Annotated in this window: 22 protein-coding genes; 10 read left to right on the top strand and 12 right to left on the bottom strand. The window is 66.2% G+C overall.

The annotated features are described in order from the left end of the window. Nucleotides 1-9: 9 nt before the first annotated feature. A complete protein-coding gene (locus MUG94_RS03035; protein ID WP_227909277.1) occupies nt 10-1,245 on the bottom strand; it encodes an NRAMP family divalent metal transporter in 1,236 nt (411 codons plus the stop codon). A gap of 161 nt (nt 1,246-1,406) precedes the next feature. Beyond that, on the bottom strand, nt 1,407-2,267 hold the full coding sequence (locus MUG94_RS03030; protein WP_227909278.1) for an MBL fold metallo-hydrolase: 861 nt from the start codon (nt 2,265-2,267) through the stop codon (nt 1,407-1,409). A 108-nt stretch (nt 2,268-2,375) separates the two neighbouring features. On the opposite strand from MUG94_RS03030, the gene MUG94_RS03025 reads away from it, so the two are divergent. Both MUG94_RS03025 and gluQRS read left to right on the top strand, forming a co-directional pair. Next, nucleotides 2,376-2,804, top strand: coding sequence for a VOC family protein (locus MUG94_RS03025; protein WP_227909279.1), 429 nt, complete (start codon nt 2,376-2,378; stop codon nt 2,802-2,804). A 47-nt stretch (nt 2,805-2,851) separates the two neighbouring features. Then, nucleotides 2,852-3,763, top strand: a complete 912-nt coding sequence (gluQRS, locus tag MUG94_RS03020; protein WP_227909280.1) for a tRNA glutamyl-Q(34) synthetase GluQRS — start codon at nt 2,852-2,854, stop codon at nt 3,761-3,763. A 29-nt stretch (nt 3,764-3,792) separates the two neighbouring features. On the opposite strand, the gene MUG94_RS03015 is transcribed toward gluQRS, so the two are convergent. Further along, on the bottom strand, nt 3,793-4,086 hold the full coding sequence (locus MUG94_RS03015) for a hypothetical protein (RefSeq protein WP_104054906.1): 294 nt from the start codon (nt 4,084-4,086) through the stop codon (nt 3,793-3,795). Between the two features lie 206 nt (nt 4,087-4,292). On the opposite strand from MUG94_RS03015, the gene MUG94_RS03010 reads away from it, so the two are divergent. Genes MUG94_RS03010 through MUG94_RS02995 form a run of 4 tightly spaced genes read left to right on the top strand, consistent with a single transcriptional unit; the run spans nt 4,293 to nt 6,086 of the window. Then, the gene (locus tag MUG94_RS03010; protein ID WP_227909281.1) at nt 4,293-4,661 is read left to right on the top strand and encodes an ArsR/SmtB family transcription factor; all 369 of its coding nucleotides are present in this window, start codon (nt 4,293-4,295) and stop codon (nt 4,659-4,661) included. Then, nucleotides 4,658-5,167, top strand: a complete 510-nt coding sequence (locus MUG94_RS03005; protein WP_227891773.1) for an SRPBCC family protein — start codon at nt 4,658-4,660, stop codon at nt 5,165-5,167. Before MUG94_RS03010 ends, MUG94_RS03005 begins: the two co-directional genes overlap by 4 nt. Then, the gene (locus tag MUG94_RS03000) at nt 5,164-5,649 is read left to right on the top strand and encodes an SRPBCC family protein (protein WP_227909282.1); all 486 of its coding nucleotides are present in this window, start codon (nt 5,164-5,166) and stop codon (nt 5,647-5,649) included. Before MUG94_RS03005 ends, MUG94_RS03000 begins: the two co-directional genes overlap by 4 nt. Nucleotides 5,650-5,663: 14 nt before the next feature. Continuing rightward, nucleotides 5,664-6,086, top strand: a complete 423-nt coding sequence (locus MUG94_RS02995) for a VOC family protein (RefSeq protein WP_227909283.1) — start codon at nt 5,664-5,666, stop codon at nt 6,084-6,086. On the opposite strand, the gene MUG94_RS02990 is transcribed toward MUG94_RS02995, so the two are convergent. Next, a complete protein-coding gene (locus MUG94_RS02990) occupies nt 6,070-6,633 on the bottom strand; it encodes a small multidrug efflux protein (RefSeq protein WP_227909284.1) in 564 nt (187 codons plus the stop codon). The two genes, MUG94_RS02995 and MUG94_RS02990, sit on opposite strands and share 17 nt — an antisense overlap. A 223-nt stretch (nt 6,634-6,856) precedes the next feature. Here MUG94_RS02990 and MUG94_RS02985 point away from each other — a divergent pair, with 223 nt between their 5' ends. Next, nucleotides 6,857-8,470, top strand: coding sequence for an SLC13 family permease (locus tag MUG94_RS02985; RefSeq protein ID WP_227909285.1), 1,614 nt, complete (start codon nt 6,857-6,859; stop codon nt 8,468-8,470). Here MUG94_RS02985 and MUG94_RS02980 read toward each other — a convergent pair. The 8 genes from MUG94_RS02980 to MUG94_RS02945 all read right to left on the bottom strand — a co-directional run bounded on the left by MUG94_RS02980 (nt 8,443) and on the right by MUG94_RS02945 (nt 17,613). Then, complete coding sequence (locus MUG94_RS02980) at nt 8,443-9,210, bottom strand: MerR family transcriptional regulator (protein ID WP_227909286.1); 768 nt, start codon at nt 9,208-9,210, stop codon at nt 8,443-8,445. The two genes, MUG94_RS02985 and MUG94_RS02980, sit on opposite strands and share 28 nt — an antisense overlap. A 67-nt stretch (nt 9,211-9,277) precedes the next feature. Continuing rightward, nucleotides 9,278-9,949, bottom strand: a complete 672-nt coding sequence (locus MUG94_RS02975) for an N-acetylmannosamine-6-phosphate 2-epimerase (RefSeq protein ID WP_227909287.1) — start codon at nt 9,947-9,949, stop codon at nt 9,278-9,280. Further along, nucleotides 9,942-10,958 carry an ROK family protein gene (locus tag MUG94_RS02970; RefSeq protein ID WP_227909288.1) on the bottom strand — a complete coding sequence of 339 codons (1,017 nt, stop codon included), beginning with the start codon at nt 10,956-10,958 and terminating at the stop codon, nt 9,942-9,944. The genes MUG94_RS02975 and MUG94_RS02970 overlap by 8 nt, the downstream gene beginning before the upstream one ends. 2 nt (nt 10,959-10,960) lie before the next feature. Continuing rightward, entirely contained in the window at nt 10,961-11,893 is a 933-nt protein-coding gene (locus MUG94_RS02965) for a dihydrodipicolinate synthase family protein (RefSeq protein WP_227909289.1), read from the bottom strand. A 70-nt stretch (nt 11,894-11,963) separates the two neighbouring features. Then, nucleotides 11,964-12,794: an ATP-binding cassette domain-containing protein gene (locus tag MUG94_RS02960; RefSeq protein WP_227909290.1), complete on the bottom strand. Its 831-nt coding sequence runs from the start codon at nt 12,792-12,794 to the stop codon at nt 11,964-11,966. After that, nucleotides 12,791-14,965 carry a dipeptide/oligopeptide/nickel ABC transporter permease/ATP-binding protein gene (locus MUG94_RS02955; protein WP_227909291.1) on the bottom strand — a complete coding sequence of 725 codons (2,175 nt, stop codon included), beginning with the start codon at nt 14,963-14,965 and terminating at the stop codon, nt 12,791-12,793. The genes MUG94_RS02960 and MUG94_RS02955 overlap by 4 nt, the downstream gene beginning before the upstream one ends. A 2-nt stretch (nt 14,966-14,967) precedes the next feature. Next, on the bottom strand, nt 14,968-15,927 hold the full coding sequence (locus MUG94_RS02950) for an ABC transporter permease (protein ID WP_104054897.1): 960 nt from the start codon (nt 15,925-15,927) through the stop codon (nt 14,968-14,970). A gap of 81 nt (nt 15,928-16,008) precedes the next feature. Continuing rightward, on the bottom strand, nt 16,009-17,613 hold the full coding sequence (locus MUG94_RS02945; protein ID WP_227909292.1) for an ABC transporter substrate-binding protein: 1,605 nt from the start codon (nt 17,611-17,613) through the stop codon (nt 16,009-16,011). 255 nt (nt 17,614-17,868) lie between these two features. Here MUG94_RS02945 and MUG94_RS02940 point away from each other — a divergent pair, with 255 nt between their 5' ends. From MUG94_RS02940 to MUG94_RS02930, 3 genes are read left to right on the top strand one after another with little or no spacing between them, the layout of a single operon-like run. Next, nucleotides 17,869-18,585: a FadR/GntR family transcriptional regulator gene (locus tag MUG94_RS02940; protein WP_227909295.1), complete on the top strand. Its 717-nt coding sequence runs from the start codon at nt 17,869-17,871 to the stop codon at nt 18,583-18,585. Nucleotides 18,586-18,623: 38 nt separating this feature from the next. Further along, nucleotides 18,624-19,340 carry a glucosamine-6-phosphate deaminase gene (locus MUG94_RS02935; protein WP_423724487.1) on the top strand — a complete coding sequence of 239 codons (717 nt, stop codon included), beginning with the start codon at nt 18,624-18,626 and terminating at the stop codon, nt 19,338-19,340. Continuing rightward, on the top strand, nt 19,340-20,593 hold the full coding sequence (locus MUG94_RS02930) for an N-acetylglucosamine-6-phosphate deacetylase (RefSeq protein WP_227909294.1): 1,254 nt from the start codon (nt 19,340-19,342) through the stop codon (nt 20,591-20,593). The genes MUG94_RS02935 and MUG94_RS02930 overlap by 1 nt, the downstream gene beginning before the upstream one ends. Nucleotides 20,594-20,609 lie beyond the last annotated feature (16 nt).

Raw genomic sequence — 20,609 nt, 5'->3', positions numbered from 1 at the left:
GGGAGATCCTTACTGCCAGAGAGCGGCGAGGCCGGACAGGGAATTCCAGCCCAGGAACAGGGTGAGCAGCCAGGCCAGCACGCCGATGCCAAGGAGCCACTTCGGATAGTCGTACCCCTGCAGCAGGTCCCGGCGGCGCCACGCGGCGTAGAGGAGGATGCCGAAACCGAGCGGCAGGATCAGGCCGTTGAACGCACCGGCGAAGACCAGCAGAGTCTGCGGCGCCTGGCCGGCCAACAGGTAGACCGCCAGGCAGAACAGAATGAACACCACGGTGATCAGGCTGCGGGTGCGGTCCTTCGTGGCCGGGGTGGTCACGAACGAGACCGAAGTATAGGCGGCGCCAATCACGGAGGTCAGAGCGGCCGCCCAGAAGACAATGCCGAACATCCGCAGGCCGATCTCGCCGGCTGCCGCGAGGAAGGCATCGGCAGCCATGTTGCTGCCCGTCAGCGCAACCCCGCTGGACACCACGCCCAGGATGGCCAGGAACAGCAGCACGCGCATGACGCCGGTGACGATGATGCCCAGCAGTGAAACCTGGGTGATTTCCTTGACGTGTCCCGTGCCGGTGTTTCCGGAGTCCAGCAGGCGGTGTGCGCCGGCGTACGTGATGTAGCCGCCCACGGTGCCGCCGATCAGGGTGGTGATGGTCAGGAAGTCCACCTCGGCCGGCAGGACAGTGTTTTTGAGCGCTTCTCCCACCGGAGGAGCCGCCACAATGGCCACGTAGAGCATCAGCAGGATCATGATCGCGCCGAGCATCACCACAATCCGGTCCAGCGCCAGTCCGGCCCGCTTGGACAGGAACACCAGGATCGCGACGACGGCGGAGATGACGCCGCCGATCTTGGGATCCAGCCCCATCATGGCGTTCATGCCCAGGCCCGTGCCGGCAATGTTGCCGATGTTGAACACCAGGCCGCCAATGAACACCAGTCCGGCGAGCAGCCAGCCTGCTCCGGGCAGCACTTTGTTGCCCAGCACCTGGGCACGCAGGCCGGAGACGCCGATGATCCGCCACACGTTCAGCTGCACTGCGATGTCCACCAGAATGGACACCAGGATCGCGAAGGCAAAGGCGGCACCGAGCTGGACGGTGAAGACGGTTGTCTGGGTGATGAAGCCGGGCCCGATCGCGCTGGTGGCCATCAGGAACATCGCACCGAGCAGTGCCGTCCGTTTGGCATTGGGCTTGATCTTCGCCGTGCGGGGCGGGGTCTCGTTCGGGGCCGGGGTAACCATGTTGACTTCCAATCGCCGGGGGATGTGGCCGCTGCCACATGACTTTCAGCAGTCTATGGGTTGTTGAACAATCTAGTGGTAATTGTGTTTTGCAATCCGGTGATTTTTACCTGCTGTTAACACGTGGCTGAAGTTTGGCCTGCCCCTGCGCGCTCGGCCGGTTACCGATCTTCTCCCGCTGCCACGTTCCGCCCGTAGGTGGGTTCGGCGAAGCCGCCTGCTGGTCCCGGCACCACAAATCTGCGCTTGGGAACCGCCGCGCGTGCGCGCACGGTTCCGACCGCCGGCCCCATCGCCGTGCGGACGGCGGGTCCGTGACCGGGCAGCAGCAGCGAAGCGTCCAGTTTTCCCAGCTGTGCCAGCGAGCGGCGAGCGCCGGCCTCATCCGAGTGGAACATCGCATCCAGCATTTGCGGCCCCCTGCGCCGGCTGATGGCGTGGCCGGTGACCAGAGCATCGCCGGTCACCGCGGCGTGGGCCGCCGGGAGGTAAAAGGCGGTGTGGCCGGGTGTATGGCCAGGGGTGGGGACCGCTACGGGAGATCCCGGCAGTGCGGCCAGCTCGTCGTCGTCGGCCCACGCGGCCGCGGTCAGGACCGCCACCCGGGAGGCACCGCCCGAAGCAAGCACATGCCAGGCCCAGTGCAGCACCGAGGGCTGCCACGCTTTGCCCATGATGCTGCGAACCGAGACCTGGTCCCGGTCCTCCCCCAGCAAATACGGAAGCTCGGGCACACTGCACAGAACGGGAATGTTGTGCGCTGCGGCGAAGTGGCCGGCGGTGCCCGCGTGGTCAATGTGCGCGTGCGTAATGAGGACGGCGGATGCGTCAGCGGGATGCAGGCCGGCATCCGCAATGGAGGCCAGTACCAGCGGCAGGTCCCCCGGGTAGCCGCCGTCGATCAGGGTGAAGGCGGAACCGCGGCGCAGAATGATCCAGTTTGACGCCGGACCCTCGACAAAAAACACGTCATGGGCGGCCTCACTCAGTGTGTATTTTGGTGCTTCCCGGCCGTTTCGCATCCCGTATTCCTCCTCTACAGAGATATAGCCCCGGAGTTGCCGCGCCGCAATCCCCTTCCCCGGGGATGGGGTGGGGAATGCCCTGCACCGGTGTGCGGTTGTGCCGGCATGACTACAACCGACCCCGCGCCGTCATCTCCAGCCACACCTGTCCGTCAGCTGCGCCTAGTGATTGCGGCTGAGGACTATGCGGCGGCCCTCGCCTTTTACCGTGACACCCTGGGCCTGCCTCAGCAGGAGGCCTACTCGGGCGGCGACGGGGCCGAGGTCACCATCCTTGATGCCGGCCGGGCCACCCTGGAGATCGCCAATGCCTCCCAGGTGCGCCTGATCGACCGGGTGGAGGCCAACGGCAAGCCAAGCCTGAAGCTGCGGGTGGCTTTCGAGGTTGACGACGCGCGGTCCGTCACCGCGGCGGCGGTCGACGGCGGTGCGCAGCTGGTGGCCGAACCCCGGGAAACGCCGTGGCGGTCGTTGAACTCCCGGCTCAACGCGCCGGAGGGCATCCAATTGACCTTGTTCGAGGAGCTGGACTGAACGCTCTGGCGGCCCTGGACCTACGGCCGGTTTTGTAAGGTGGACAAGTGACAGCATCCCCCGCCTCCGCCGCGACAGCAGGAGCCGGCCGCTTCGCTCCCAGCCCCACGGGCGATCTCCATGTCGGCAACCTGCGGACCGCAGTCCTGGCCTGGCTGTTTGCACGGTCCTCCGGACGCGGATTCCTGCTGCGCGTGGAGGACCTGGACCCCGAGCGGTCACGAACGGAAGCCGCGCAGCTGCGGGACCTCACCGCCGTCGGGCTCTCCTGGGACGCCGTTCCCGTGCGGCAGTCCGAGCGCACCGAGCTCTATCTGGCCGCCATTGACCAGCTGGCCGGTGCCGGAAGAGTGTATGAGTGCTTCTGCACCCGCAATGAAATTGCCGACGCACCGCGCGCCCCGCATGCACCCCCCGGCGCCTACCCCGGAACCTGCCGGAATCTCACGGAAGAGGAACGGGCACGACGACGCCGGGACCGTCCCGCCGCTCTCCGCCTGCGTGCCGGCGTGGAACAGTACACCGTGAAGGATTTGCTGCACGGGGCCTTTACCGGGCCGGTGGACGACATGGTGCTGCTGCGCAACGACGGGGTGCCGCCGTACAACCTCGCGGTGGTCATCGACGACGCCGCGCAGGGCATTGACCAGGTGGTCCGCGGCGGGGATTTGCTCACCTCCGCTCCCCGGCAGGCGTATCTCGCCTCGCTGCTGGGCCTGCCCGAAGTGGAGTACGCGCATGTGCCGCTGGTCCTGAACGGAGCCGGCCGGCGGCTGGCGAAGCGCGACGGCGCTATCACCCTGACAGCGCTGGCTGGCATCGGCATGGATTCGGACGACGTGCGGAACCTGATTCTGGCCTCTTTGAACCTGCCGGCCGGAACGCTGGAGAATGCGCTGGCGGCGTTTTCTCCGGCCCTGCTGCCGCGGGGATCATGGGTTTTCGACTCGCCGGGATAACCCTCCCGGACGGTCATCACTGTGGAATGCTAAGCCCTGCCCAGATGAATGCCCAGCGCCAGGATGAAGGCCGCCAGTCCGATGACCGCCACGATGGCCGCGTCCCGTCGGTGGTGCAGCCACAACCAGGAGGGCCGGTGCGTAAAGAAGGCATACAGGCCCGTCAGCAGCAGGATCAGCCCGGCCATCCCTACGTAGCCCGGCAACCCGGAGGCCACCCCCTGCGCGATCACCAGCAGCAACATGATCAGTCCGAAGACAAAACTCCCCCAGTGGAAAGCGGGCTCGCCGCGGGGATGGGAACGCGAAACCGAACTAGTCATGCTCCATTGTCCGGCGGGGGCCGGTGCCTGTGAATACCGACGGGCACGCGCGGACCCTAAGGCTTCGACAATCTTTTACGGACCCGTTGACGGCGCCGGGGCACGGGAGTAGCTTCGTAATCAACCAACAGGTTGAACAACCAGCACCTTGATTACCGGGTGGAACCCGCACCCGAATCACCATTCACAGAAGCTGACCCAACGCCATGGACCCATCAGGTGACGAGGCAGGACTGGACCGGGCTTTTCTGGCCCTGGCCGATCCGGCCCGCCGCCGCATTATCGCCCGGTTGTCCCGGGGCCCGGCCACGGTCAACGAACTTGCGGAACCCTTCGAGATTTCCAAGCAGGCGGTCTCGAAGCACATTCAGGTCCTCGAGCAGGCACAGCTCGTCACGCGCAGCCGCGACGCCCAGCGCCGTCCCGTCCATCTGAATCCCGCACGGTTGGAGGCGCTCACCGCCTGGATCGGCCAGTACCGGTTGGTCCGCGAGGAGCAGTTCCGCAGCCTTGATGCCGTGCTTCGCGCACAGGCCGCCGCGAAAAGCGGCCCGCAGGCAAAGGATTCACCATGACCAACGCACTGCAGCTCACCGTCCCGGACGGACTTCCGTTCATCGATTTCACCCGCGAGGTTGACTACCCCGTGGCACAGGTCTTCCGCGCTTACGCCGAACCGGATCTGATCGTTCAATGGCTCGGCCCGCGCGGCATGAAAATGGACATCAACCACTACGATTTCCGCACCGGCGGCTCCTACAGCTACATCCACACCGGGCCGGAGGGGGTCCCCTACGAATTCCGCGGCATTTTCCACACCGTGCGGGAGAACGAGTCCGCCATCCAGACCTTCGAGTTCTCCGGTTATCCGGACGTCACCAGCCTGGAGTTCATGACGCTGGAGGCGCTCGACGGCGGCCGCACCCGGATCAGCGCCCACGCCGTCTATCCCTCGATGGAGGCACGGGACGGCATGGCGTCTTCCGGAATGGAGGCCGGCGTCGCCGAGGGCTTTGACCGGATGGATGAGCTGCTCGCCCAGCTCCAGGAAGGTGCCTTGCAGGGAGAAGGTGCGCCATGAGCAACCCGCTGACCCTGAGCGCTCCCGCGGACGAGCCCCTGATGGAGTATTCGCGCGACTTTGATTTCCCCGTGCATGACGTTTTCCGCGCCCATGTGGAGCCTGACGCCTATGCGCAGTGGATCGGACCGCAGGACGTGACCACGCGCATCGACCGGTTCGAACCGCGCACCGGCGGGTCCTACCGGTTCGTACATTCCAGAGGCAGCGACGAGTATGCCTTCCGGGGCGTCTTCCACACGGTGCGCCAGGATGAGTTCCTGCTCCAGACCTTCGAGTTTGAAGCCGATCCCGAGGTGGTGACGCTTGAGTACAGCACCTTCACCGCGCTGCCCGGCGGCCGGTGCCGGCTGACCGGCCGCTCCCTGTACCCCTCGGTGGAATCCCGGGACCAGTTTCTGGCCAATGGGATGGAAGAGGGCATGTCTGACGGCTACAACCAACTGGATGAGTTTCTCGCCCGGAACGGATCCACTGGCTAGAAAGAAGGCGCACCATGGATTGGACACTGGAAGTGATGGTCCTGCCGGTCAGCAACCTGGACCGCTCGATCGCCTTTTACCGCGACCAGGTGGGCTTCATCCTGGATCACCGCACCGTCAGCGGGGACATGGACTTTGCCCAGCTGACGCCGTCGGGATCGGGATGTTCCATCGTGATCGGCAATCCGGCCCAGCAGCAGATGGAACCCGGGTCGATGCACGGAATGCAGCTCGTGGTCTCCGATGCGCGGGCGGCCCGCGAGGTGCTTCTCGGCCGCGGCGTTGAAGCGGGCGAGATTACCGTTTTCGACAAGCGCGACGGCGGCACCTTTTTCGGCTTCTCCGACCCGGACGGCAACAGCTGGATGGTCCAGGAAATGAAGGTCCGTGCCGAGCATCCGTTGATTCCGCGCAAGGAGGTTACGAGAGAACAATAAACGTGAGAGCAGCCCAGACCGAGACAGCCGCAACGGTTGTCCACAGGATGATGGCTACTCCCTGCCAGAGCAGGACCCAACCGCGCGGAGTGCCGGCGGCAACGAGCATTGCAGAGGTGAACTGCGTCGGAATCGCCAGCGGGCCGAGGATGCTGGCCCCCGGGACCCCGAACCGCACAAGCCACCTCTTGAACCGCTGCTGGCCCTTGGACTCAGGTTTCAAGGAAACGGTTGGGAGCGTTTCCACCGATCCTCCGCCTGCCGCCGCCCCCGCCGCCACGGCATGCACGGCTCGGCGTTCCACCACGGCGTGACGCGCGCGGGAACCGAGAAGGACAACCACAAGAACGCTGAGGAAGTTGCCGGCCGCGGCGGCGATCGCGGCGATGACCACGTGCATTCCACCGACCACGCCGATAATCGCACCTCCCTCCCCCTCGACGAAAGGGACTGCCCCGGCCAGCGCCACGACCAGCGGCTGAATAATCTCGGGCACCTGGGCAGCCAGCTCCTGTAAATTGCTGACGAGACTCTCTATCGGGTTCATGACGGTTCCTGACTGTTGGTTGGCGTGCCGGATATATCTCCGGACGTTCCATCAGTAGAAACCGTGTTCCCGGAACAGGGTCAACCCCGGCGCAGAGGGCACTCTGCCTCCCGTGCACACGCGGGGACGCTGATCCATCGACACCTCGTCGTTAACGCACTTGACTGGTTTCTACGAACAACCTTCTTCCGCAGGCGTGGACCAACTGGCACAGGGGTGATGCGTGGAAAACCTGCACGTGGTCCTGGATCCGATGTGGGCGACGTATGTGGTGCTCGTACTGGCCGTACTGGGCTTCATGACCAACCGGGTTCCGCTCGTGATCGTTGCCCTGTTTGTCCCGCTGGCGCTCTGGGCCACCGGGGTGCTTCCGCTGACCGAAGCACTGCAGGGATTCAGCGATCCGGTTGTCCTGTTCATCGCCTTCCTGTTTGTCCTCAGTGACGCGCTCGATGCCACGGGCATCACTGCGTGGATCGGACAGCAGCTCGAAAGGCGCTCGTCGCTCCGCGGCGCCGGGCTGCTCCTGGCGGTCATGGCGGCCGCCGCCGCACTCTCCGCCGTGATCAGCATCAACGGTGCCGTTGCGGCGCTGCTGCCCGTCGCCGTCGTCGCCGCCGGACGGTCCGGCGTCGTTCCCTCACGCATGCTGATTCCACTGGCCTTTGCCGCCGGCGCGGGATCGCTGCTGACCCTGACGGGAACGCCGGTGAACATCATCGTCTCCGAAATGGCTGCCGAATCAGGCGGACGGGAGTTCGGCTACTTCGAGTTTGCGCTGGTGGGCCTGCCCCTCGTGGTTGTGACCGCGCTCGTGGTGGTGGCCTTCGGGGGACGCCTCCTGCCTCAGCGTTCCCCCGAGCGGCTCGAGGGAGCCACCGCCGATCCGCGGGAACGGGTGCGGTCCTGGCAGGAGAGATACCCGGCCGACCTCGAGGCCGGACGGCTTTTCACCGGCGGTGAGGGTGTGGCCGAGGTTATCGTCGCACCGCACTCGCGGCTGATCGGACGCACGGTTTTTCCCGGAGAGACCATCGGGGACGGGGACCTCGTGGTCATCGCCCTGCACCGCGGCGGCGCACCGCCGACCGGCCCCGAGGCCCCCGCACCAACGGGTGAACTCACCCTCCACACGGGCGACGGCGTGCTGATCCACGGGCCCTGGGATGCTCTGCACCGCTATACCGAGTCATCCGATGTGATCGCCGTCGAGCCGTCCCAAAGTCTCCAGCGGAGCGTTCCGCTCGGCCGCGGCTGGCGCCGCTGCCTCGCCGTGCTTGTCGGAACCATCGTCCTGCTGGCCACCGGCGTTGTTCCTCCGGTGATCGCGGGACTGCTCGCGGCAGGTGCCCTCGTGGTCATGGGAGTGGTCTCCGTGCCCCAGGGATTCCGTGCCGTCTCGTGGGACACCGTCATCCTGATCGCGGGGCTCATACCGCTCTCGAATGCGTTCGTCTCATCGGGTGCGGCGGATGAAATCGCTTCGCTCGTCGACCGGCTCACGGGCGGAGGATCCCCTCACTTCGCCCTCCTCGTCATCTGCGTGCTCACCCTCATCCTCAGCCAGTTCATCTCCAACGTGGCAACGGTCCTGGTGATGGCGCCCGTGGCGGTGTCCTTTGCCCAGTCGCTGGAGGTCAGCGTGCAGCCGTTCATGATGGCGCTGACCGTGGTTGGCGCCGCAGCGTTCCTCACCCCCATCGCCACACCGGCGAACCTGATGGTGATGCAGCCCGGCGGCTACCGTTTTGGAGACTACTGGCGGCTGGGCCTGCCGCTGGCCCTCGTTTTCCTCGCGGCCGGCGTGTTCTACGTGCCGCTGATCTGGCCCTTCTGACTTGCTTGGTCCTGCTGAGCCTGCACCCGTTCGGCGGCCAGGGCGCCCGCCCGCATCATCACATCCAGCTGGGCCGGGTTGTACAACTCGGCCAGGACGTCCCCCACTGTCTTTGCGGTGAAGTGGGCGTCATCGGACTGCAGTGATGCCGGGTTGCCCAACCACGGGTAATCGGTCATGTTCCGCGCCAGAACCTCGGCCATCCTTCCGGCCAGCTCCTGCCGGGTCTCCTCGTCAGCATCGGCCGGCAGCCGGTCAATGTCAGGGCCGGTGTCATCGGTTTCATCCGCCGTCATCTCCAGTACATCGGTCAATGTCTCCCCGTCGTACAGGTGGCTCATCAGGTGGATCACCGCGTTGTCGTTTTCCGACAAACGGGAGGCAACGGCTTCAAATCCCGCGGGAACATCCGCCGGCGCCCGGTGCGCGATGATCGCTGCAATTTGGGCCCGTGCCTCCTGCAGGCGTTCGATGCTTTTCTTCAGCTCAGCGTCAATATCATGCAGGACATCCGGTGTGCTGCCGGATCTGGTGCCCACCTCGCGCATCTGCGACAACGGCACGCCGAGCGCCGCAAGACGCCGGATGCGCAAAAGACTTACCAGGTGACGGCCTTCGTACTGCTTGTAGCCGTTGTACCGCCGGTCAGGCTCCTCGAGCAGACCCAGCCGATGGTAGTGCCGGATGGTGTTCACGGTTGTCTTCGCCAGCTCAGCCAGTTCGCGGGTGCTCCACGCCATCCGATCCCCTTCCCGAGCCACGACAGTCAAAGAATACCCGCCCGAGACAGCTCAGCCGAGTGTGAGGCTAGGCCAGGGCGCCCGCAAACCAGCCGGTAATGGTGGTCGGGTGCGTGATGGCGGTGCCCACGACGACGGCGAACGCGCCCGCGTCCAGGCACGCACGGGCCTGCACCGGGGAATGGATCCGGCCCTCTGCAATCAGCGGCCGGCCCAGATCCAGTGCGGCGATCTCGGCGATCAGGTCCAGGTCCGGCCCGTCGGTTTTCGGCCGCTCCCCGGTGTAGCCGGCCAGGGTGGTGCCGATCAGGTCCGCTCCCGCATCGGCTGCGGCCTTCGCGTCCAGGGCGGAACCGCAGTCAGCCATCACCAGCGCCCCGGTCTGCTCATGCAGCGCAGAGATGGTTTCAGCCAGGGAACGGCCGTCCGGGCGGGGCCGGCGCGTGCCGTCAATCGCCACGATGTCCGACCCGGCAGCCACACAGGCCAGGGCGTGCTCCAACGTGGGGGTGATGAACACGCCGTCCTTACCGTCCTTCCAAAGGCCGATCATCGGAACATCCACCGCGGCACGGGTCTGTTCCAGGTCGGAGATCCCCTGGATCCGGACCGCGGCGGCTCCGCCGATCACCGCGGCCTGCGCCATCTGCGCCATCGTCCGCGGATCGCGCAGCGGCTCCCCGGGGTAGGCCTGGCAGGAAACGATCAGCCGGGAGGCCAGAACGGAAAGGTCAAACATGGTGGTGCTCCTGTGGTGCGTTGAGTTCAGCGGAAAGACGGTTGTAGGCGAACCGGGCGGCTCCCACGATGGCGGCGCCGGAGCCCAGGGCCGCCGGAACCACGGGAAGATCCGCCAGCGGGTCCATCAGCTCGGCGCGCAGCGCGGCCCGGAACGGCGTCCACCACAGGTCACCGGCTCCGGCCACCCCGCCGCCGACCACGACGACGGAAGGATCCAGCATGTTGGCCAGCCCGCCCACGGCCTGTCCGGCGGCTGTTGCTCCCGTGGTCAGGGCACAAAGGGCCAGCGGCTCCCCGGCGGCAGCCCGAACGGCAACATCCACGGCAGAAACGGGATCCGCTGCAGCGTCCCCGCCGGCGAGCCGCCGATACAGCAGGGCGATGGACGGTCCGGAGGCAATGGCCTCCACATGCCCGGCCCGTCCGCAGCTGCATGGCAGCGGACGGCCGCCGTCGTCGTACGCCAAGGGCGATGCCAGATGCCCGGCGTGCCCAGCCACGGCACGTGCGCCCAGGTGCGGCGCACCGGCCAGGATCAGGGAGCCGCCCACACCGGTGCCCACCGCCACCAGCAAGCTGGAGTCCGCGCCGGCCGAGGCACCCACCCAGTGTTCGCCCAGGTTGTGGGCATGCACATCATTGACTGCGAAGGCCGGCAGCCCCGATTGCTCGGCGACATGCGCCGCCAGCGGAGTGCCCGCCCAGCCGGTGAGCGAATCGGTCGCTGAAACCACCGACCCGTCCAAGGTGTTGATCACACCGGCCGAGCCGATGCCCACCGCCACCGGGTCCAGCCCCGCAGCGCGGGCCTGTTCCAGCATGCCCGTAACGAGCCCGACGGCGGTGGCCAGGATCGCCGCCGCTCCGGCAGTTGCCGGGGTGGGCCGGGATCCGGAGGCATGCACCGTGCCGTCTTCGTCAACAATGCCGGCGGCCGTCTTGGTGCCGCCCAGGTCCACCCCGATGACGCAGCGCCGGGCCGGGGAAAGGAGTGCGCCGGAAGGCATGGCTAGATCAGGCCGTTGCGCTCAAGGATGGTGCGGATGGCTGCTGTTTCCGCGTCGTTGAGGCTCAGCATCGGCGCGGACATGATGTTGGTGTCGATGACGCCCATCAGCATGAGGGCAGTCTTGAAGGCGCCCAGGCCGGCTGCGCCGCCCGAAACCCGGCCCGGTGTGGGCGTGTAGACAATGTTGAAGACGTCGGCCAGGCGGTCCTGTTCCGCGGCCGCCTTGACGAAATCTCCGGCCGCGGCGGCGTCGAACAGCCGGCGGTAGCCCGCCGGGTCCACGTTGCCCAGACCGGGCACCACGCCGTCGGCGCCGCCGAGCAGGGCGCCGTCCACCACCACTTCGTGGCCGGTGAAGATGGAGAAGTTGTCGATGCCGCGCGCGGCGAGGACGAGCTGACGGAAGGACACGTCGTCCCCGGAGGAATCCTTGACGCCGGCGATGACCTGGTCCCGGCCCAGCTGGATCAGCAGGTTCAGCGGCAGCTTGAAGTGGGTGCGGACCGGCACGTCATAGGCGAAGAGCGGCACGTCCAGGGCGGCGTGGATGCTGCGGAAGTGGGTGTCGGTTTCCTGCGCGTTGGGGATGGCGTAGAACGGGGACGTCACCACCAGCGCGTCGGCGCCCAGGCCCACCATTTTCCGGCCCTCCTCGATGACGCGGTTGGTGGTCTGCTCGCACGCCCCGACGATCAGCGGGACCTGGCCGGCATTGACTCCGGCAATGGTGGTGACCACCAGTTCCCGCTCGTCGTTGGTCATGTACGGCACCTCGGCGGAGGAGCCGAGGACGAACAGGCCGTGCACGCCGCCCTCCAGCAGGTGCTTGGTAACCCGGGTCAGGGAGTGGGTGTCGATGCTGCCGTCCGCGGAACGCGGGGTGACGACGGGGGGAATGACGCCGGTGAACTGGCGGATGGGCTGAGAGGCCACAGATATCTCCAAGGTGCTGGTAATGGGTTGGTGCAGTGGAACAAGGTGCTGCAGTCAAACAGAGTAAAAATCAGGGGTGCAGCAGGCTGGGCGCGGCGCCGAGCAGCTTGCGGGTGTAGTCGTCCTTCGGGTTGGCGAAGATGTCTTCGGCCGGTCCTTCTTCGACGATCCGGCCGTAGTACATGACGCAGATGCGGTCGGAAACGTAGCGGACGGTCTGGATGTCATGGGAAATGAAGACCATGCCAAGGTTCAGTTCGCGCTTCAGGTCAGCCAGCAGGTTCAGCACCTGGGCCCGGACGGAAACGTCCAGCGCCGAGGTGGGCTCATCCGCCACGATCACCGCGGGATCCAGGGCCAGGGCCCGGGCGATGGCCACGCGCTGCCGCTGTCCGCCGGACACCTGGTGCGGGGTCACCTCGGCCGCGGTGTAGGGCAGGCCCACCAGCGCCAGCAGGTCCTTGACCTTGGCCGCCCGGGAGCGGGCGTCTCCGATGCCGTGGACCTGCAGCGGATCGGTGAGGATGTCCTGGATGGTCATCCGCGGATTCAACGCGGTGGACGGATCCTGGAAAACGACGGCGACGTCCTGGCCGAAGCGCTTCCGTTCCGCTGCGCGGCGGATGCTGACGGGTTGGCCGTGGAACAGGACCTCCCCCGCCGTAGGCTGCTGCAGCCCCACCAGGACCGAGGCCAGGGTGGACTTGCCGCAGCCGGACTCCCCCACCACGCCCACGGTTTCGCCGCGGCGTACCGTGAAGTCCACGCCGTCCACGGCCTTGACGATGTTGGGGCGGAAGATGGATCCGGTGCGGGTTCGGTGATGGACCTTGAGGCCGCGCAGTTCCAGGACCGGTGTGGTCCGGGCGGGCGCCTCGGTGCTCATGGAATCGGTGCTCATGCTTGTCCTTCGGCACTGGTGCCGGCGGCGGCCAGAGTGGCGCCGTCGTCGTTGTGGCAATCTGTCAGGTGGCTGGCCCAGTAGTGCTCGCCCTCGCCCACGCGGACAAAGGACAGGACCTGGTCCGGATCGGCGTCCGGACGCAGGGAGCGTTCGGCAAACCGGTCTCCGGCGGCGAATTCACGCGGCGACGGAACCGTTCCCTGGATCTGGTGCAGCCGGTCGGCGTCGGATTCGATGGACAGCACGGCGCCGAGCAGGCCGCGGGTGTACTCGTGGTGCGGATTGCGCATCAGCTCGGAGGCGCCGGCGGATTCCACCACCTGACCGGCGTACATGACCGTGATCCGGTGTGCCAGGGATGCCACCAGGGCCAGATCGTGGCTGACGAAGACCATGGCGAAACCGAGTTCCTCGCGCAGTTCGTTGAGCAGGTCCACCACCTGTTTCTGGACGGTTACGTCCAGGGCGGTGGTCGGCTCATCCGCGACGATGATCTTCGGCGAGCGGGACAGTGCCATGGCCACGAGCACGCGCTGGCGCTGTCCGCCGGACAGCTCATGCGGATAGCTCTTGAGCGTCCGCTCCGGATCCAGTTTCACCAGTTCCAGGAGTTCGCGGGGGGACTTGCGGCCGTTGCGGCGGGTGAGCTGCAGCAGCTGGTCCTTGATCAGCATGGACGGATTGAGCGAGCTCAGCGCGTCCTGGTAAACCATGGCGATCTGCTCGCCGCGCAGGCCGCGGTAGCGCTGGTCGCGTTCACGCTTGTTGTTGGTCAGCAGTTCCTTGCCGTTGAACTTGATGGATCCGCTGAGCACCGCGGTGGGCGGCAGCAGTCCCATGATGGCCAGGGAGGTGATGGACTTTCCGCAGCCGGACTCGCCCACCAGGCCCATGGTTTCGCCCTCGCGGACGGTGAAGCTGACCCGGTCCACAATGGCGGTGTCGCCGTAGCGGCCCGGGAAGCGGATGGACAGGTCCTTCACCTCGAGGATCACCGGCGCGTCGGTGCCGACGGCGGGGAGCCGGTCGGTTCGGCGGTTCTCAACGGCGGCGAGCAGCTGCAGTTCCTCGGCCAGGGCGGCCAGCGAACCGGGCTGGTTGATGAGGGTTCCGGCTGTGGTTTCCTCCACCACGGTTCCTTCGGTATCCGCGGGCGGGGTTACGACGGGTGCGGCTGCGGCGGGGGTGGGAACGACGGAGGCGGGAACGACGGAGGCGGGAACGGCGGCTGCGGCTGCCGCGTCCTTCACTGTGATGTCCTTCAACAGGGCTTCCTTCACCGGTGCGGCCCGGCGCGGACGCGGGTTGACCATGGCGTCGGTGAGGCCTTCGGCCAGGATGTTCAGGGCCAGAACGGTGAGCAGGATGGCGATGCCGCCAAACGTCGTCGGCCACCAGGCGCCGCTGAAGACCACGTTGCGGCCATCGGCCATCACGTTGCCCCAGGAGGCGGACGGCGGTTGGACGCCGGCGCCAAGGAAGGACAGCGATGCCTCGAGGATGATGGCGTCAGCCACCATCACCGTGGCAAAGACGAGCACGGGAGCCGCGGTGTTGCGCACCACGTGCCTGGTCAGGATGAACAGCCGGCCGGCGCCGATCACGCGTTCGGCGCGGACATAGTCCTCGCCGTACTGGGCCAGCACGTTGGCACGGACCACCCGGGCCAGCTGCGGTGTGTAGACAATGGCGATGGCGAAGATGATCACCGGAACGGTGGACCCGAAGAGGGCCACTGAATAGTCCTTGAGCGCGAAGAGCAGGGCGGCGGCCAGGGCGATGCCGGGGAACGCCATCATGATGTCCAGGACCCGCATGATGCCTTCGTTGACCGCTTTCCGGGAGGTCGCGGCCAGGGCTCCGAGGACGGCGCCCAGGACCACGGCCACAAGCACTGACCCGAGGCCGATCGCGGCCGACACCCGGGCACCGTACAGCAGCCGGGAAAACACGTCGTAGCTGTTTCCGTCGGTGCCCATCAGGTGTTCTCCGCCGGGAGGAAGCACCGGGGCACTGGATTCGTTCTCGCCGAACGGGGCGAGCATGGGCCCGGTGACGGCGATGAACGCCACCAGGACCAGGAACCCCAGGGCGAGCTTGGAGCTGAGTTTCAGGGAGGTGAAGCGGGCGCCGGAAGTGGCGAGCCGTTCAGCGAGTCCGTTGCGCATGGTTATACCGTCCGGATCCGGGGATTGATGAGTACGTAGAGAACATCCACCAGGATGTTGACGACGACGAAGGCCACTGCAATGGTCAGCACCGCACCTTGGACGAGATTGGTGTCCGAGGTGTTGAGCCCGACAATGATCAGGTCTCCCATGCCGTTGAGGTTGAAGATTTTCTCGATCACCACCGCGCCGCCCAGCAGGTACCCGATGCGCAGACCCAGCACGGTAACCGGGGTCACCAGGGCGTTGCGCAGCACGTTCCGGGCCACGACGGTCCGGTACGGAACTCCGTTGCCGATGGCCGTGCGGACGTAGTCGCGGTCCAGCTCCTCGACCATGGAGGTCCGCACCACCCGGATGAGGGATGCGGAAACCGGCAGGCCCAGGGCCAGCGCGGGCAGGGCCATGGAGTACATCCAGCCGACAAAGCCGTACTGATCGGCCCAGTCCAGGCCGCCGGTGGGAAAGATCGAGCCGGCAGGCAGCGCAAACCACTGGATGAGCAGGATCGCGAGCCAGAACGACGGCGTCGCAATGGCGGCAATCGAGAAGACTCGGATGGCTTGGTCGGGCCAGCGGTCCCGGTACAGGGCGCTCGTCACGCCCAGCACCAGGGCCAGAAACACAGCCAGCAGGATGCCCAGCAGGGTCAGCTGCAGGGTGACCGGGAATGCCGAGGCAATCTTGGAGGCCACCGATTCCTCCGGCGGGTTGGTGAACCCGAAATCCAGCCGCACCACTCCGCCCAGGTAGCGCAGGAACTGCACCAGCAGGGAGTCGTTCAGGCCGCGGTCCTCGCGGAAGGCGTCCTTGGCCTCTTCACTGGCGTTTTCGCCCAGGACGGCCGTGGCGCGGTCCGCCGGGATCACGGACAGAACGATAAAGACCATGATGGTCACGCCCAGCAGCATGAACGGCAGAGCTGCCAGCCTGCGGCCCAGCAGGCGCAAAAGTGTTGCCATGTTTTATTTCTCCAAGTGGTGCGGGGCCGCCCTGCCGGAGGAGGGCGTCTGGGGGATGTCCCTCATCCGGCAGGGCAGGTCTTACTTCCGGCCGACGCCGACGAAGGAGAGACCGGTGGTCGGAAGCGGCGCGAAGCCGTCGAGCGTGCTGCTGTCCCACGCGGTGGGAAGCTGCCGGTGGAACAGCGGGTACAGCGGTGCCTCTTCGGCAACAATGTCGACGACGGCGGCGTGCAGCTTTTTCGCTTCGGCCGGGTCCATCTGGACTGCCTCGTCCAGCTTTGCCTGGACCTCCGCGTACTCCGGGGTGCCGGACCAGGCCATGCGGTTCTTCGCCCAGGTGTCGCCTCGGTAGAACCAGCTCAGCAGCAGGTCGCCGTCGTTGCCGAAGACGGAGGGATCGCCCGGAGCAACCAGGACGTCGAAGTTCTGGCCGCCCACCTTCTCCGGAGCGTAGACCGCTGCGGACTGCAGGGGTTCCAGCGTGGTGGTGATGCCGATCGCGTCCCAGCTTTCCTTGATCAGCGGGGTCACCTTGGTGACCCACCCGGCGTCGGTGGAAGTCAGCGTCACGGTCATGTTTTCCATCCCGGCTTCCTTGAGCAGGGCCTTGGCCTTCTCAGGGTCATAACCGTAGACGGTGCCGGCCTCCGTGTAGGACGGGTGGCCCTTCTGGAAATAGGAGGTTGCTGCGGCGGCGTTGCCCAGCAGTGCCTTGGAAATGATGTCCTCGGTGTTGGTGGCGTAATGCAGTGCCTGCCGTACCCGCTTGTCTGCAAACTTCTCCGAAGCGCAGTTGAACATCATGAACAGCAGGCCGAAGGACTGCACGGACTCCACATCCAGCTTGGCCTTGAGCTGGTCCACGTCCAGGTACGGAATGTCCTCAATGGCCTGGGTCCGGGACGGAACCGCTGCCACCCGTGCCGCAGGGTCAGCCAGCAGCAGCCAGGTCATATCGGTGACCTTGGCCGGGTAGGAACCGTTGTATTCCTCGAACTTCTTGAAGACAATCCGGTCTTCCTTGACCGCTGAGACAAACTTGTACGGTCCGCTGCCCACGGGGGCCAGATCGAAGGCCGCCTGGTTCGAGGCCAGGGCCTTGGGAACGATCTTGACCACGGAAATACGCGGACCGAATTCGGCGAAGGGGTACTTCAAGGCGAACTTCACCGCATCGCCGTCGGCGGTGACGGACGCGATAAAGGGGATGAAACCGGCAAACAGGGAGGCGTTGGCCGGGTCGAGCACGCGCTCAAAGGAGTAGACGACGTCGTCGACCGTGACGGGCTCGCCGTTGTGGAAGGTGGCCCCGTCACGGAGCGTGACGCGGTACGTGGTGTCGTCCACCTTTTCGGGTTCGGCTCCGGCCAGGGCCAGGTACGGCTTCCGGGTGGCCGGGTGCAGTTCCGTCAAGCCTTCGAAAATGTGGAGGTTGGCGGCCACCGGGGTGGCGCCGGTTGCGGTCATCGGGTCGAAGCCGGTGGAGAGGGAATAGGAAATGCCTGCCTCAATGGAGTCTGCTGCAGCGGCGCCGGTGCCGGTTGCAGCAGGAGCGCCGCCGGGGCTGCATGCAGCCAGGGAGCCGGCAAAGGCCGAAGCGGTGCCCAGGACACCGGCAATGCGCAGAAAATCGCGCCGGCTGGCGTTCCGGAGAAAGCCGGTGCTCTCGGAAGTTGTACTCATGAAGGTGCCTCACCATTCTGGTGTGATGTGGATATCGGACGTAGGACATCCCATGCGGGTTGAGTAGACTGTAAGCTGAATCACAAGGCGGGTCAAGGAAGAGTTTGCGCAGGGTCCGGCGGTTTTGCCCCATACCCAACTGCAGCCTTGAGCCGTTTAGTTCCTGACCGTTTCTAAGGAGTTCCGACTTTGGTGAATGACGCCGCACCGACTTCCCGCCAAGCCGCCCCGGTCTCCGCGGAGTCCCCTGCCCGCATAGCCGCCCGGGCGCCGCGGTTCAGCGCCCAGGCACGGCTTGCTGCCCTGCAGAGCGACATCATGGACTTGATTCTGGACAGCAAGCTGCAGGCCGGAAGTCCGCTGCCCACCGAGGCCGAACTCTGCTCGGCACTGGGCGTTGGACGGAACACGCTGCGCGAATCCCTCAAAGTTCTCCAGGCCCTGGGCGTCGTGGAGATTAGGCACGGTTACGGCATGTTTGTCGCGCCCACCAACTTCGATGCCCTGACCGCCGGGCTGAGCTTCCGGGGGCGGTTATCGCTGCGGCAGCAGGGCAAGGAGGCACTGGAACTGGTGGACGTCCGGCAGACACTGGAATCAGGATTGATCGGTCAGGCAATGACACTCATGACCCCTGAGCATCTTGCCGCCATCGAGACCACCGTCCGGGAGATGGAATCCCTGGCAGATCAAGGCCAGGCCCTGGCTGCAGTGGACTCGGAATTTCACCGGCAGCTGTTTGAGCCGCTGGGCAACGAGTTGCTGACCCACCTCATGTCGGTGTTTTGGGATGTTTACAGCCGGATCCATGCCGAAGCGGGAATGAAGGCCGCCAGCCTGCACGCCACCGCGCAAATGCACCGCGGGATCTTCGAAGCGGTCCGTGCCGGAGACAAGGCGCTGGCGTCCGAACGGATCAACAGCCACTTTGACGGCATCCGCGAGGCTATTGCCGAACTGGTCAGCCGATGACCGCCTCATATGTCGGAACTGCTGCCAAGGACCACGCCATGAAGGTTTTGACCAGGGAAAGCCGGGAAGCCGCCGGTGCCGCGGGAGCCGCCGTCGTCCGGGAGTGTGTGCAGGCCAAACCCGATGCGGTGCTGGGCTTTGCCACCGGTTCCTCCCCGCTGCCGCTCTACGACGCCTTGGCGGACTTCGGTCTGGACTTCTCCGGTGTGCGCGGATTTGCCTTGGACGAGTACATCGGGCTGCCGCCGGGAGATCCCCGCAGCTACCGTGCCGTGATCGACAGTGAAGTGGTGCAGCGGCTGGGCATGCGGCCCGGATCCGTGCTCCTGCCCGATGTCGCAGCCGCAGACCTGGAGGCCGCCGCACGGGAGTATGAGCAGGCCATCCGAGACGCCGGCGGCGTGGATCTTCAGATTCTGGGTATCGGCCACAACGGCCATCTGGCGTTCAACGAGCCCGGTGCCGCCCTGGATTCCCGCACCCGGGTGGAGCAGCTCGCCGAACGGACCCGCCGTGCCAACGCCCGCTTCTTCGACTCCCCCGACCAGGTGCCCACCCGCTGCATGACCCAGGGAATCGGCACCATTTTGGATGCCCGGCAGCTGCTCCTGATCGCGCACGGCGCTGATAAAGCCGACATTATTGCGCGGGCGCTGCAGGGCCCCGTCACCCCGGATTGTCCGGCATCCGCGCTGCAGCTGCACCCGCGGGTCACTGTAATCCTTGACCAAGCTGCCGCCGCCGGGCTCCGCTGATGAAGCCGGTAAACCACACCCAGCCGGTCACGGTTGTCCGCGGCCGGGTGCTGCTGGGTTCGCGTGTGGTGGAGAACAGTGTTGTTGCCGTGGCCGGAACAGCGATCATTTATGCCGGCTTGGAAACCGGACTTCCGGACGCGCTGACGGCAGCCGGCATCGCCGCTTCCGATGTGACAACGCTGGTGCTGGCTCCCGGCCAGTTGGTTGCCCCCGGTTTGGTGGATGTGCACAACCACGGCGGCTACGGCGTTGATTTCCTGTCCGCCGACGCCGTCGCCGCCCGAAGCTCCTTGCACCGGATGCACTCCGCGGGCACCACCACCGTGCTGGCGAGTCTGGTCACCGCGTCCCCTGCCGATCTGTTCGCCGGCTTGGACATGTTCGCCGGGCTGGCCGAAACCGGTGATGTCGCAGGCATCCATCTGGAGGGACCGTTCCTGTCCGCTGCCCGGTGCGGCGCGCAGGATCCGCGGTGGCTGCGCTCCCCCGATGCTGACTTCGCCGAACAACTGATCACCGCAGCCCGCGGGCACCTGCGCACCATGACGTATGCTCCCGAACTGCCCGGGGCCCCTGATCTGGTGGACCTGCTGATCTCGCACTCAGTGATTCCCTCGCTGGGGCACACCGCAGCCTCAGCGGACGACGCCGGAGCTTCCCTCAAGCGGGCAGCCTTCGGATTGGGTTCCCGCCACGGGGCAGTGGCCGGCAGGCGGGCTGCGGTTCCCACGGTGACCCATCTGTTCAATGGGATGGACCCCCTCCACCACCGCTCCCCCGGCGCTGTCGCTGCAGCTCTGCGGGCAGCGCGGGCCGGTACTGCCATAGTGGAACTGATTGCCGACAACACGCATCTGGATCCCTATCTGGTGGCGTCCATGTTCGAGCTGCTCGGGGCCGACAACATTGTCCTGGTTACGGACGCGATGGCTGCGGCAGGCCTGTCCGACGGACAGTACCGGCTGGGACCGGCCGAGGTGAGCGTATCGGACGGCGTGGCCCGGTTGCAGTCGGGGGCGCTGGCGGGCGGCACGGCCAGCATGCTGGACCTCGTCCGCAATGCCGTGGCTGCCGGCGTCCCGATGGAAGACGCCCTGCATTCAGCTACGACAGTTCCCGCCCGAATCCTGGGGATGTCCGGTCGGATCGGCACCCTGGCCGCCGGCGCCTCGGCCGATCTCCTGCTGCTGGACGCGAACCTTCGCTTGAGCCGCGTTCTGCGCCGCGGAGTGTGGATCTCCGAGGGGTAAGGAATCCCCGGCCACG

Origin of the sequence: Arthrobacter gengyunqii, assembly GCF_023022985.1 — a bacterium.
Classification (GTDB): domain Bacteria; phylum Actinomycetota; class Actinomycetes; order Actinomycetales; family Micrococcaceae; genus Arthrobacter_B; species Arthrobacter_B gengyunqii.
The sequence above is the reverse complement of the archived record's forward strand: the minus strand, read 5'-3'. Positions and strand labels throughout refer to the sequence as shown.